Annotated in this window: 13 protein-coding genes; 7 read left to right on the top strand and 6 right to left on the bottom strand. The window is 47.3% G+C overall.

The annotated features are described in order from the left end of the window. The first annotated feature begins 162 nt into the window (after positions 1-162). From KIK04_RS11240 to KIK04_RS11215, 6 genes are all read left to right on the top strand, one after another. Positions 163-1,071, top strand: a complete 909-nt coding sequence (locus tag KIK04_RS11240; RefSeq protein WP_232278308.1) for a GNAT family N-acetyltransferase — start codon at positions 163-165, stop codon at positions 1,069-1,071. 107 nt (positions 1,072-1,178) lie between these two features. Next, positions 1,179-2,912 carry an ABC transporter substrate-binding protein gene (locus KIK04_RS11235; RefSeq protein ID WP_232278307.1) on the top strand — a complete coding sequence of 578 codons (1,734 nt, stop codon included), beginning with the start codon at positions 1,179-1,181 and terminating at the stop codon, positions 2,910-2,912. A 64-nt stretch (positions 2,913-2,976) separates the two neighbouring features. Beyond that, positions 2,977-3,930 (top strand): ABC transporter permease, encoded by a 954-nt coding sequence (locus KIK04_RS11230; RefSeq protein WP_232278306.1) that lies wholly within the window; start codon positions 2,977-2,979, stop codon positions 3,928-3,930. Between the two features lie 30 nt (positions 3,931-3,960). Beyond that, a complete protein-coding gene (opp4C, locus tag KIK04_RS11225; RefSeq protein WP_442951167.1) occupies positions 3,961-4,887 on the top strand; it encodes an oligopeptide ABC transporter permease in 927 nt (308 codons plus the stop codon). A 13-nt stretch (positions 4,888-4,900) separates the two neighbouring features. Further along, entirely contained in the window at positions 4,901-5,884 is a 984-nt protein-coding gene (locus KIK04_RS11220) for an ABC transporter ATP-binding protein (RefSeq protein ID WP_232278304.1), read from the top strand. Further along, a complete protein-coding gene (locus tag KIK04_RS11215; RefSeq protein ID WP_232278303.1) occupies positions 5,877-6,842 on the top strand; it encodes an ABC transporter ATP-binding protein in 966 nt (321 codons plus the stop codon). Before KIK04_RS11220 ends, KIK04_RS11215 begins: the two co-directional genes overlap by 8 nt. Positions 6,843-6,981: 139 nt before the next feature. Here the strand turns inward: KIK04_RS11215 and KIK04_RS11210 are convergent, their stop codons facing one another. The 6 genes from KIK04_RS11210 to fumC all read right to left on the bottom strand — a co-directional run bounded on the left by KIK04_RS11210 (position 6,982) and on the right by fumC (position 11,363). Further along, complete coding sequence (locus KIK04_RS11210) at positions 6,982-7,635, bottom strand: nitroreductase family protein (protein ID WP_232278302.1); 654 nt, start codon at positions 7,633-7,635, stop codon at positions 6,982-6,984. A 243-nt stretch (positions 7,636-7,878) separates the two neighbouring features. Next, positions 7,879-8,193, bottom strand: coding sequence for a DMT family transporter (locus KIK04_RS11205; RefSeq protein ID WP_232278301.1), 315 nt, complete (start codon positions 8,191-8,193; stop codon positions 7,879-7,881). Next, positions 8,193-8,567 carry a DMT family transporter gene (locus tag KIK04_RS11200; RefSeq protein ID WP_232278300.1) on the bottom strand — a complete coding sequence of 125 codons (375 nt, stop codon included), beginning with the start codon at positions 8,565-8,567 and terminating at the stop codon, positions 8,193-8,195. Before KIK04_RS11200 ends, KIK04_RS11205 begins: the two co-directional genes overlap by 1 nt. Then, positions 8,560-9,396 (bottom strand): MerR family transcriptional regulator, encoded by an 837-nt coding sequence (locus tag KIK04_RS11195; RefSeq protein ID WP_232278299.1) that lies wholly within the window; start codon positions 9,394-9,396, stop codon positions 8,560-8,562. Before KIK04_RS11195 ends, KIK04_RS11200 begins: the two co-directional genes overlap by 8 nt. Positions 9,397-9,571: 175 nt before the next feature. Further along, positions 9,572-9,919, bottom strand: coding sequence for a hypothetical protein (locus KIK04_RS11190; protein WP_232278298.1), 348 nt, complete (start codon positions 9,917-9,919; stop codon positions 9,572-9,574). A 55-nt stretch (positions 9,920-9,974) separates the two neighbouring features. Beyond that, positions 9,975-11,363, bottom strand: a complete 1,389-nt coding sequence (fumC, locus tag KIK04_RS11185) for a class II fumarate hydratase (protein WP_232278297.1) — start codon at positions 11,361-11,363, stop codon at positions 9,975-9,977. Positions 11,364-11,601: 238 nt separating this feature from the next. Here fumC and KIK04_RS11180 point away from each other — a divergent pair, with 238 nt between their 5' ends. Further along, on the top strand, positions 11,602-12,330 hold the full coding sequence (locus tag KIK04_RS11180; RefSeq protein WP_232278296.1) for a hypothetical protein: 729 nt from the start codon (positions 11,602-11,604) through the stop codon (positions 12,328-12,330). The last annotated feature ends 80 nt before the right edge of the window (positions 12,331-12,410 follow it).

Raw genomic sequence — 12,410 nt, 5'->3', positions numbered from 1 at the left:
AAGAGAGCACGAGTACGCCCTTGGTCACCCATTCACTTTATCACACTAAAGCAAACGAAGCGGTTAAACCGTATTCTCTACGACATTTACAACATGCTCTACAAAATTTTTAACAGCAGCATGCGAAGGAGTCCCTACAAAATGTAAAGGAGCATGGTAGAGATGCGTGTTGAACGTTGTTCTGAAGTCTATGAAACTCTTATTTATGAAGCTTTTAAAGTTGGATTCTCTGACTACAGTATTCCTTTTCATTTGACTGAGCAGCAGTTCGTCGATCGATTCTTCGGGCCTGAAGGTAACCGAAAAGAGCAGTCTTTTATTGCTCTAGATGGCGAACAGGCCGTCGGTGTCCTATTGGGCGGCATCAAGTTGTACGACGGTATGAAGACGATGCGCTGCGGCACGCTTGCTGTTCATCCCGCTTATCGTGGCACAGGCATCAGCCAACAACTATTTGCGCTCCATCGGCAAGAAGCACTCGATCACGGGTGTAAGCAGCTTCATTTGGAGGTACTCGTTCATAATGAACGGGCAATCAAGTTCTATAAGAAGCTTGGCTATGAAAAAGTGTACGATCTATCCTACTACTCCCTTAATGACCTACACGCACTCCACAACTATGACGCAAGGGACACACATCAGCACGAACAACAAGAGCAACAAGAACAAGAAACATCCTTACACATTCAGATTCGACAAATGGAACTTGAACCGTTTGTACAATTTATGCAGCGCTTGACCGGCGCTCAAGGCATCCATATCAACTGGCAAAATGATATCGATTATATTCAAAAATCTCCGCACATGCTGTGCTACGGTGCATATTTTAAAGAACAGCTAGTAGCCGTTCTCGGCTTGAACCTAAGCGGCTCCATCCATTTTATTTGGACCGATCCGGCACTACGGGGCAGACGTATCGCAACATCGCTGTTAAAAGAGGCATGTATCACAAATAACATTACGAAGCTAAGAATAGGGCTGCCTAACAACGCGCTAATGGAAGGCTTTTTAAAGCGGGCGGGGTTTGCCAAAGATACACTCGCGCAGTACGAAATGTACAGCCCACTATAACCAAAAACCGACAAAGAAAAATGTTGACTTAACCTATCGGATTAATTAAAATTTACCCTAATACATAAATAAAGAAATAAATACCAGTTAACGGGAGGCTGTTTGGAATGAGAAAAACCTTATTGACTTTACTTGCTTTGACACTAGCCGGTTCGTTGTTGTTAACAGCTTGCGGCTCCGGAGACTCTGCTTCCAACAATGCCGCTTCACCTAGCGGTGCGAACAGCAGCACGGAAGCAACTACACCTGCACCAAAGCTGGATAACAGTATTCAATTTATTAAAGCTGCTGACCTATCGAAGCTGCCTGCTTCCGCAAAAACTCGAAATGATACGGTCATTTTCTCATTAACCGATCCTAGTGGCGCGTTCACACCGCATTTCCACCAGACCGGATACGACGGAAACGTAGCCTCTGTCATCTTTTCACCGTTAGTTACGGTTGATAATAAAGGTATACCTATCCCTAAACTCGCGAAAAAGTGGGAGATTTCTCCCGATCAACTTACGTATACATTCCATCTGCACGAAGGTCTTAAATTCAGCGATGGCTCACCGCTAACGGCTGAAGATGTGGCCTTTACGCTCACGATCCTGCACGATAAATCCTATGACGGCAGTACAGATATCGGCCTGATTGGCGTTAAAGGTGGGCAGGCATACAAAGAAGGCAAAGCCAAGTCAATTGAAGGCATTAAAGTCCTCAATCCTCAGACGGTTCAAATAACGACGGAAAAAGTAAATGCCACTGCTTTGCTCGAACTCGGCGGCTATGTGCTGTCGAAGGCGTATTACGGCAAAGATTATAAATTCGGAAATCTCGACTACATTAAAGACCTGCATTCCAAGCCTGTAGGTACAGGGCCGTACAGGTTTGTAAAGCATCTTCCGGGGCAAGAGGTTCGCTTCGTGGCTAACGAGCATTACTACGAAGGCAAACCTGCCATCGAGAACTTTATTTACAAGACAACTGAAGGCGACATCTTCCAGTTCGTCGAGACTGGTGGAGTTGACTACTCTGGCTTCTCGGCTAAAAAAGAGAACTTAGATAAATTGCAACAGCTCGGATTTTTGAATGTGCAAATTCATACAGCTAGCTCTTATGGATTTATTCAATTCAATCATAATCAGCCGCATCTCAAAGATAAAAAAGTGCGCCAAGCGCTTACTTACGGTTTAGATCGCAAGTCTATCGTTGAAGGGGTATCACAGGGCTCAGCAACTGTAGCTAACATCCCAGCTTCACCGATTTCATGGGCGTATACAGAAGAGAAGATCAATCCCTACAACTACGATCCAGAAAAAGCAAAAGCATTGCTTGAAGAAGCAGGGTGGAAAGTGGGATCGGACGGCATTCGCGAAAAAGATGGCAAACCGCTCACGATTCGTTACTTGACTTCCAAGAGCAAAGATACGGATGCCTTTATCGCAATGGCAAAAGAAAACTATACAGCGATCGGCGTGAAGTTCGAACCGGAGCAATTTGCTGATTACAACTCCATGAGTTCCAAAGTGGATAGTGGAGACTACGACTTGGCAAGCTTCTCGACACCAATGCTTACCGATCCGCATGATGGGGTAGAGCGCTTCTCAACGAAGGAAGCGAAAGGTTATTCCAACCCTAAAGTCGATCAGCTCATTCAAGAAGGCGTAAGCACGTTAGATATTGAGAAGCGGAAAGAGGTATACAAGAAACTATATCAAGAGTTGAATGAGGACCTCCCGTTCATTTTCTATAACTACAGAAAGTTGATGTCCGCACATAATGGTCGGATTGAAGGCTTGGAAATTAGCCCATTCCGCGGCATTGCAACGAGCTTACCTACACTAAAACTGAAATAATCGTACAATCATCTTGGCTCGGCCCTTTGGCCGAGCCTTGTCTTAACGAGAGGGGAAGCGGCAGATGACAACTTACATCGCACGACGACTGTTTTATATGTTGCTGACTTTAATTGGGGCATCGATGCTCGTCTTCTATCTGTTTGCACTAACACCGGGAACATTTGTCGATAACGATTTATCTTTATCGGAAGAGCGCAAAGCAGAGCTGAAAGTACTTTATGGGTTAGATAAACCGACGATTGAACGTTACTTCATTTGGGTAGGCAACGCCTTTAAGGGGGATTTCGGCTATTCACTCCAGCATCAGAAACCGATAACCGAGCTGTTTAGCCACTATATCTGGAACTCCTTTTTATTAGCTATTGTTTCGACCTTTTTTACGTGGCTTATCGCCGTCATTATTGGTGTCGTATCTGCTTACAAGCAGCACTCTTTACTCGATAAAGTGATGACGATTTTTATTTTTGCGGCGATGTCCGTGCCTGTCTTTTTTATCGGGCTATATTTCATTAAAATGTTCGCCGTTGACTTGAAGCTACTGCCACCCGGAGGCATGACGAGAACAGGCAGCAATGCCACTGGCTTTGCCTATGCTAAAGAAGTAATCGAGCATATGGCTTTGCCTGTTATGGTTATGACCTTGCTCGGAATTGGCTCGCTGTCCCGCTACTTCCGCACGAACATGTTGGAAGTCATTCGCCAAGACTTTATTCGCACAGCGAGGGCAAAAGGAATGAAAGAAAAAGTCGTGCTATATCGACACGCACTTAAAAATGCAATGCTGCCAGCCATCACACTCGTTGGCTTTGAGCTTCCGGCACTATTTGGCGGATCGCTCATTATTGAGCGTATTTTCAATTGGCCGGGCATTGGGCAATTATATATGCAATCGTTTACACTGCGGGACTACCCGCTGCTTATGGGCTTAACGATGCTGCTTGCCATCTTAACCATTGTCGGAACACTCGCTTCGGATCTGATGTATCGCTTCGCCGATCCGCGCGTCAGACTGTAACAGGAAGGAGTCCTAACTATGTCTTCTGCGATCTCAAGTGAACTATCAACAGCAACAGCATCTGGGCAGCGTGAGCGCTCGACAAATCGGTCATCCTTATGGAAGCAATCGTATGTACGCCTGAAAAAAAATCGGCTGGCGATGATCGGATTTTGGGTTGTTGTCGTTATTTTTGTAGCCTGCTTTATCGGGCCGCTGCTATCTCCATATGCTTCGGGCAAAGTAAATCTAGCTAAAATGTATCAAGCACCTAGCGCAGCACACTGGCTTGGCACGGATCACCTTGGCCGTGACGTACTAACGCGCTTGCTACAAGCGGGCCGAATTTCGCTTACGGTGGGCTTGGCCTCCATGGCTGTAGCCATCTTTATTGGCGCAGCACTTGGCGCCATCGCAGGCTACTATCGCGGCGTTGTCGATCAAGTCATCATGCGGGTCGCTGACTTGCTCATGACAATCCCTTCTTTGCCATTGTTGTTCATTATCGCGGCCATCCTGTCTGAATGGAAAGTGCCTCCCGATTATCGACTATACATCGTTATGTTGATGCTGAGCTTTGTTGGCTGGCCGGGCTTGGCACGGCTCGTACGCGGGCAATTGCTCAGCTTGCGCGAGCGAGAGTTCATGGTCGCCGCCGAAGTGCTCGGATTGCGCGACCGCCGTAAAATTTTCAATCACTTGCTGCCGAACCTTATCCCGCTGCTCATCGTCATTTCAACGCTTAGCGTTGGTGGAGCGATCTTGAGCGAATCGGTGCTAAGCTACTTCGGTCTTGGCGTTATGCCGCCGACTCCGACATGGGGCAATATGATTGATGCGGCCAACACGCTGATCGATTTTGAACAGCGCCCTTGGCTGTGGATACCACCGGGGGTAGCTATTTTCGTAACAGTAATTGCGATTAACATTTTTGGCGATGGCCTAAGGGATGCCTTGGACCCAAAACAGAAGAAGTAGGTGACGGACACATATGACGAAATTACTTGATATTAAGCAGCTGTGCACCCACTTCTTTACGGAGGACGGTGTCGTCAAGGCTGTAAACAACGTCAGCCTTAGCGTTAGACCCGGAGAAATTGTATGTGTGGTCGGGGAGTCCGGCTGCGGCAAAAGTGTTACCGCCATGTCTGTAATGGGGCTTATTGAAGAGCCCGGAGGCAAAATTGTAAGCGGCGATATTTGGTTTGACGGCAAAAACTTGCGGCAAATTAGCAAGGAAGAGCTGCGGCAGCTGCGTGGCAATGAGCTGGCGATGATCTTTCAGGAGCCGATGTCATCGCTGAATCCTGTTATGACAATCGGCAAACAGCTGATGGAGCCACTGATGGAGCATCAGCGTCTAAAGAAGAAAGAGGCCCGCGCACGCGCCATTGAATTGATTACGCTAGTCGGCATCCCACGCGCCGAGCAGATTGTGGACGCTTATCCGCATGAGCTAAGCGGCGGTATGTTGCAGCGCATTATGATCGCGATTGCGATTTCATGCAATCCGAAGCTGCTGATCGCAGACGAGCCGACAACCGCGCTTGATGTTACGATTCAAGCGCAAATTCTAGAGCTGTTAAAGGAAATTAAAGAGCAGTCGCAAATGTCGATTATGCTCATTACGCACGACTTGGGCGTCGTCGCTGAAATGGCCGACTACGTTATCGTCATGTACGCAGGCAAGATCGTAGAGGAAGGCCCGGTTGTCGAGCTATTCGAGCAGCCTAAGCATCCTTATACGCAAGGACTTCTCAGATCCAAGCCGGTCATCAACCAGCGTCAGGACATTTTGTACTCCATTCCTGGTCAAGTGCCGAACCCGCTAGAGCTAAAGGAATCTTGCTATTTCCATGATCGCTGCGAACGCTGCATGTCGGTGTGCCAGACCGAGCAACCACAGCTCAAGCAAATAGACGAATACGCTAAAGTAGCGTGCTGGTTGTATGAGGAGGCGGTTGTCCATGCGTGAAGCACTAGTTGAAGTTAATCATTTAAAAAAATATTTCCCGATTCGCGCAGGCTTGCTGAATCGTACGGTCGCTAACGTCAAGGCGGTTGATGATATCAGTTTCACCATTTACAAGGGCGAGACGTTCGGGCTTGTAGGTGAGTCCGGCAGCGGAAAGAGTACCGCAGGGCGCACCATTCTTCGCCTGCACGATAAAACGTCGGGCGAAGTTAAGTTTAAAGGGGTGGACTTGCACAGCCTGTCCAACAAAGAGATGCGCAAGCTTCGTCCGAGCATGCAGCTTATTTTCCAAGATCCGTACAGTTCGCTCAACCCTCGTGTCCGCGTTGGCGATGCCATAGGTGAGGCATTAGTCGACCACGGCATATGCACACAGGACGAGGTACGCGACCGCGTCTTGGACGTGTTGGAGCTGTGCGGTCTGTCTTCTTATCATATCGACCGCTTTCCACATGAATTTTCGGGCGGGCAGCGGCAGCGGATCGGCATCGCACGCGCAATTATTTTGAACCCTGAATTAATTGTGGCCGACGAGCCTGTGTCTGCGTTGGACGTGTCCATTCAGGCGCAAATTATTAATTTGTTCAAGCATTTGCAGCAGACGCGGGAACTGACGTATTTGTTTATTTCCCACGACTTAAGCGTCGTTGAACATCTGTGTTCCCGCATCGGCGTGCTATATTTAGGCTCTCTCGTGGAGATGGCACCGCGGGACGGATTGTTCCTCTCGCCGCAGCATCCTTATACGAAGGCGCTGCTCTCGGCTGTGCCGATCCCGATTCCGAAGCTGAAACGGGAGCGTATCGTGTTGAAGGGCGATATTCCGAGCCCGGTCAATCCGCCTTCCGGCTGCAAGTTTCATACGCGCTGCCCGTTTGTTAAAAATATTTGCAAGGAACAGGTTCCCGCGTTCCGCGAAATTGCAAGCGAGCACTTTGTGGCGTGCCACTTGGTGTAGCCAAGCCTTACACCATTTTTAAAGGGAGTGTTTATCTGCATGTACATGATGCAAATAAACCTCCGCAAATGTAAAACAGACCGCGTAACGCCCATGCTAGGGTTACGCGGTCTATTTGCTATACCGTACACATCATGCCTTATTTTCCACGAAAACCATCAAAGTGCACAAACTCCCCAACCGGCTTGCGGTATCCTCTAGGGCGCTGCTTAGATGCATCTTCCTTACCTATCGTAATCATCATAACCGGAACATAGGAATCCGATATTTGCAGGGCTTCACGTACTGCCTCTGGGTCAAAACCGATCATCGGGCAAGTATCCCAGCCTTGTTCCTTGGCCACCAACATCAAGAGCATCGCAGACAAGCTTGCGTTGCGGATCGCTTCATCACGCATAAATGAATCGCCTTGGCTCTCATAGAGGCCAGTCACCTCAGATACCGTAGCATCATACTCCTGCTTACTCAAAATACCTAAATGAAGCATGCCCTCGTTAAGGTTAGCCACATTTCGATAGGCGTGCTTGTCACCCAATACAAGGATAACCGCCGAAGCCGTCTGAACCTTATATTGCTTATACGCCGCTTCGTACATTTTATGTTTCAAGTCAGCATCTCTTACCACAACATAATCCGTATGCTGCAAATTAAAAGCAGATGGCGCGTACTTGACCATGCTGAACAGTTGCTCCAGCTCTCCATCTGATATTTCAACACCAGGAACAAACTTCATCGCTGAACGGCGCTGCTTTACAATATCCGAAAAAATTGAGGACTCCGATATAGTCGTCATATGTAAGGTGTACCCCCTCCGACCATGCTGGCCGTAAATGATATGTATAAAAATAAATATTCCGTTTATTATATCTTGATTTCAAGATAAATATAAAGGATTTACCTTCGTGTTGTCAATACTCACCTTTTCCATATACACAAAACGACCGTCCCTCTTGTCTAACACAGAGAAACGATCGCTTTTTCAACACAACCTAGATTAGAACCTAACGACTTTAAAAGGGACTCTCTCAATTCACGACTAACTAACGAGCTTCAAGCTAATGACAGCCGCGATAATGCCAAACACACACATGATTCGCATGATGCCTTTAGGTTCTTTGTAGAACATGATGCCTACAAGAGCCGAGCCAACCGTACCGATTCCTGTCCAGACCGCATAAGCCGTAGAGAGTGGGATCGTTTCCATAGCCGCCAATAGAAATTTAAAACTTATAAAAAATCCACCGAACAAAATGGCATTGTTCAGCCAACTGTTATGTTGTGCAGTTCGCTTAATTCCGATAACGCCTACAATCTCAAACAAGCCCGCAACGATCAAATATAGCCACGCCATTAGACTCCACTTCCTTTGCGCTCATTACCAGTCTTACTATCAGTCCCTGTTAGCTTCAACCCTACGATACATACTAGCAAAAAGACGATAATCGCAATTTTTAATAAACTTATTTCTTGCTCGCCCATCGCCACATCCACCACAACGGTACCAATCGTGCCAAAGCCTGCAAACACAGCATACACCGTACCGATCGGAAGAACTTGTGCGGTCGAAATAAGCAGATTAAAGCTGGCTATTAAGGCGATGAGAACTACAATTTGCGGCACTTGTTCATATTTGAAACCTGAGGCCCATACAATCTCCAGCAATCCTGCTACGACGAGTAGCAGCCACGCTGTGCTTGGACTCATTTTCCGTTTACTTTTATCCATTTGTATCATCCCTTCCATTTGAATCATGGTCAATTATTCGCAACCCAGAGCCTTTACGCCCAGCCTCTTGCGGATTGTGTTGCAGCCACACGTTAACAAGTCGATCCATGTACACCATCACATCAGAGCTTAATCCATACACTTTCTCCGACTCCCCAGGCTGAGGACGTACTATTTCCCAATACTTATCGGCAAGTTCCTCGTTATCTTGAAATACTTCCATTGCAAAATTTACAATCGTCTCTGCGAATTGCTGCGCACGCGGTGAGTCTGGCGGTTCATTAAATTCATCCATGAGCACGCGAGCTTCACGCAACAATTTGGCCCATCTTCGGGAACGCTCATCATTGTCTAGCAGATCTGGAAGCTGCTCGATGATTTCTCGCTCTTCTGTTGTAAAGTTCTGCTCGCGAAAGATTGCTCGCTCTTCTGGGTCTACATGGAGCGCTTTAATAAACCTAAATATGTCCTCTGCCCGTACTTCACCTGTCATCTCCACCGCGTGCCTCGTGACATGCAGTAGCTTTTGCAACTGGCGAAGCTTCTCTATCTCCTGATATACAGCGTCTGTTTGCATATCCAGCGCATCTTTCCACCGCTGCTCTGCCGAAAGCTCTCCTTGCTCGCCCAACAGCTCTTTAATTTGCGCCAGCTTAAACCCTAGCTTTTTAAGGGCTGTAATATGCTGAAGCCTCATCATATCGTCTGTAACGTAAATGCGATGGCCGACCTTATTTACGGACGGATTTAGCAAACCAATTTCATCATAGTAGTGCAAAGTTCGGATCGAAATGTTCGTTTCTTTAGACACTTTTCCGATGGTATACACGGTCATCCTCCTAAGCCAATGCGTGTAGTATTGATGCTGATACCGTCATCTTACACCCTCACGTATACGTAAGGGTCAAGTACTAATTATTTTTTATTACGTTGTTCAATCGTGAGATATTTTTAAAAAAATGCAACAAAAGAGGACAGCCACGAACTCGACTGCCCTCTCCTATTTATCGCTTCTCCGTAAATACGGTATCGACCAATTTATATCCATGCTTATCGGTTGTCACAGGCACATCAACGTTGACACCGTTCGCTAGCACACCTTTACATGTGTACTGAATAGACCCGACATGCTTGCCGTTTCTTTGCTCGATTACATCCGCAAAATAACGTACCGCCTCCAGCAACTGCTCGTACTCCCCGTCGCTGGAAATCGCGTACATATGGATATCGACATTCACTTGAATGTCTGCTTCCTGTTCCTGCACGAACGCTGTAGCCGCCCATACCTCATCGCGGCGATGCTCCGGCTGAAACCCGTACGTGTGCTGAGCTATATTCACAATTTGCCACATTACGTATAGTCGCTCCTTCCTTCATGACAAGGGCAGTACCGCCTATTACGAGCCGTTACGCTTTAGGATGGATCATCAGTTCAGGCCGTACGACTTGGTCAAACTGCTCCTCTGTCAGCAAATTGGATTTTAATGCTGCTTCCCGCAGAGTCAATCCTTCTTTGTGCGCCATTTTGGCTACAGCTGCTGCATTTTCGTAGCCGATATGTGGATTTAATGCCGTAACGAGCATCAGCGACCGTTCAAGATGGTCTTTAATGACGTCGACATTCGGCTCAATACCGACCGCACAGTTGTCATTGAATGACACAAGTGAGTCGGCTAACAACCTGCATGATTGCAAGAAGTTATATATAATAACGGGCTTAAACACGTTCAATTCAAAGTTACCTTGGCTCGCCGCAAATCCAATTGCGGCGTCGTTGCCCATCACTTGGCACACGACCATCGTCAACGCTTCGCTCTGCGTTGGATTCACTTTACCTGGCATAATAGAGCTGCCTGGTTCATTGGCAGGAATCGAGATTTCGCCCAGTCCGCTGCGCGGCCCACTGGAAAGCCATCTAATATCGTTGGCGATCTTCATCAGATCAGCCGCCAACGCTTTTAAGGCGCCGTGCACGTACACAAGCTCATCATGGCTCGTTAAGGCGTGAAATTTATTGCTCGCCGATACGAATGGCTTGCCTGTCTCTTGGCTAATCTGCTCCGCCACCAGCTCGCCAAAGCGCGGATGAGCATTAATGCCCGTGCCGACAGCTGTGCCGCCAATCGCCAGCTCGCTTAACGTTGCCATGCTGGCCTGAATCATGCCTTCACTCTTCTCCAGCATACGATGCCAGCCGCTAATCTCTTGGCCTAGCGTTAGCGGTGTAGCGTCCTGCAAATGAGTGCGGCCTATCTTAATAATGTGCTCGTATTGCTCGCTCTTTTGACGCAACGTGTCCTTTAGTTTGCGAATAGCAGGTAGCACCTGATCTTCAACCGCGATCAGTGCAGCTACATGCATAGCCGTCGGGAACGTGTCGTTCGAACTTTGCGACTTATTGACGTCATCATTCGGGTGCACACTAAGCGAATCGCCGCTCTGTTGCAACAATTGATTGGCTCGGTTAGCAATGACTTCGTTTACGTTCATGTTCGTCTGTGTACCGCTGCCTGTCTGCCATACGACGAGCGGGAAATGCTCGTCCCAATCACCTTCAATGACCTCATCAGCCGCCGCAACAATCGCTTTCGCCTTCTTGCTGTCGAGCTTGCCTAGTTGCTCATTCACTAAAGCCGCGCTCTTTTTAAGAATCGCGAACACGCGAATAAGCTGCTCTGGCATGTGCTCCGTGCCGATATTAAAGTTCTCGAAGCTGCGCTGTGTTTGCGCTCCCCACAGTTTATGTGCCGGCACCTTCACTTCGCCTAACGTATCTTTTTCCAATCTGTACTCCATACGAATCCCTCCTCATTTGGACAAACACGTAATGCTATGTACTAGACTTTACTTGATAATGATTTTCATTATTATTTATATTATCATCAATCCGAACAATACTTGTCAATCACGCACAAGGAAAAATAAGGGCATTTTTTATGCGTGGCACGCTACTGCCTGCCCATTCCTTTTAACAGGAGATGCAATATATATACATATAGAGCTGCTGTTGCTACTAGGATGAAAGGGGTGCTGCATGATGTACATTTTCAGCTATAGTGATAGCATTAATTATTATGAACGGAAATGGTTCTCCCAAAATGGCGAGGACGGCATTATTGAGGAACTGTTTGCTCGCATCGGAACGACGAACAAAATGTTTGTTGAGATAGGTGTACAACACGGTCTAGAGAGCAACACGGCATATTTATCCCGACATAAACAATGGACAGGTTATATGGTGGAAGCAAATCCGTTCTATTATGAGCAATTGTGTCACAACTTTGCAGCGTTCCGCTCGGTAAGGCCGGTACATTATTTTGTCGATGTGCTAAGTGTTAATAAGTTATTTGAAGCAAAGGATATTCCTTATAAGTTTGACTTGCTGTCCATTGATATTGATGGCAACGATTATTGGATCTGGGGCGCTTTGTTAGAATATAGGCCTCGTGTTGTCGTCATCGAATACAACGCTTCGTTCCTGCCTCCGAAGAAGATGGTCGTGCAATACGATCCACAATTTATTTGGGACGGAACGTCGCATTTCGGAGCAAGTCTTAGCTCACTGGCGGAGTTAGGAAGGACAATGGGCTACTCCTTAATTGGGACAGAGTCACGAGGAGTGAATGCCTTTTTTGTTCGTAATGACCTCGTGGAAGTATCCCGTTTCAGGGCATTGACGGCAGAAGAGGCTTATCATCTGCCTGATTATGGCCCTGATCAAGGAGGACATCCTAGACGGGACGGCCCCTATCTTGAAATATAGTTCTGGAGAGCCGTTCCCCGTATCTACAAATCGTAGCAAGCGATGCTTGGACGGCTCTCTTGTTTGTGACTCTATGGTTG

This window comes from Paenibacillus sp. 481, from assembly GCF_021223605.1.
In the GTDB taxonomy this organism is placed as follows: domain Bacteria; phylum Bacillota; class Bacilli; order Paenibacillales; family Paenibacillaceae; genus Paenibacillus_B.
Note: the sequence above shows the minus strand (reverse complement) of the source record. Positions and strands in the feature narration are given on the sequence as shown.

What these genes read in the sequence shown, in the direction of transcription:
- KIK04_RS11205 (WP_232278301.1), bottom strand. Translation starts at nt 8,193, where the DNA reads ATGGCGTGGCTATATTTGATCGTTGCGGGCTTGTTTGAGATTGTAGGC.
- KIK04_RS11230 (WP_232278306.1), top strand. Translation starts at nt 2,977, where the DNA reads ATGACAACTTACATCGCACGACGACTGTTTTATATGTTGCTGACTTTA.
- KIK04_RS11220 (WP_232278304.1), top strand. Translation starts at nt 4,901, where the DNA reads ATGACGAAATTACTTGATATTAAGCAGCTGTGCACCCACTTCTTTACG.
- KIK04_RS11190 (WP_232278298.1), bottom strand. Translation starts at nt 9,919, where the DNA reads ATGTGGCAAATTGTGAATATAGCTCAGCACACGTACGGGTTTCAGCCG.
- KIK04_RS11215 (WP_232278303.1), top strand. Translation starts at nt 5,877, where the DNA reads ATGCGTGAAGCACTAGTTGAAGTTAATCATTTAAAAAAATATTTCCCG.
- KIK04_RS11235 (WP_232278307.1), top strand. Translation starts at nt 1,179, where the DNA reads ATGAGAAAAACCTTATTGACTTTACTTGCTTTGACACTAGCCGGTTCG.
- fumC (WP_232278297.1), bottom strand. Translation starts at nt 11,363, where the DNA reads ATGGAGTACAGATTGGAAAAAGATACGTTAGGCGAAGTGAAGGTGCCG.
- KIK04_RS11180 (WP_232278296.1), top strand. Translation starts at nt 11,602, where the DNA reads ATGATGTACATTTTCAGCTATAGTGATAGCATTAATTATTATGAACGG.
- KIK04_RS11200 (WP_232278300.1), bottom strand. Translation starts at nt 8,567, where the DNA reads ATGGATAAAAGTAAACGGAAAATGAGTCCAAGCACAGCGTGGCTGCTA.
- KIK04_RS11240 (WP_232278308.1), top strand. Translation starts at nt 163, where the DNA reads ATGCGTGTTGAACGTTGTTCTGAAGTCTATGAAACTCTTATTTATGAA.
- KIK04_RS11210 (WP_232278302.1), bottom strand. Translation starts at nt 7,635, where the DNA reads ATGACGACTATATCGGAGTCCTCAATTTTTTCGGATATTGTAAAGCAG.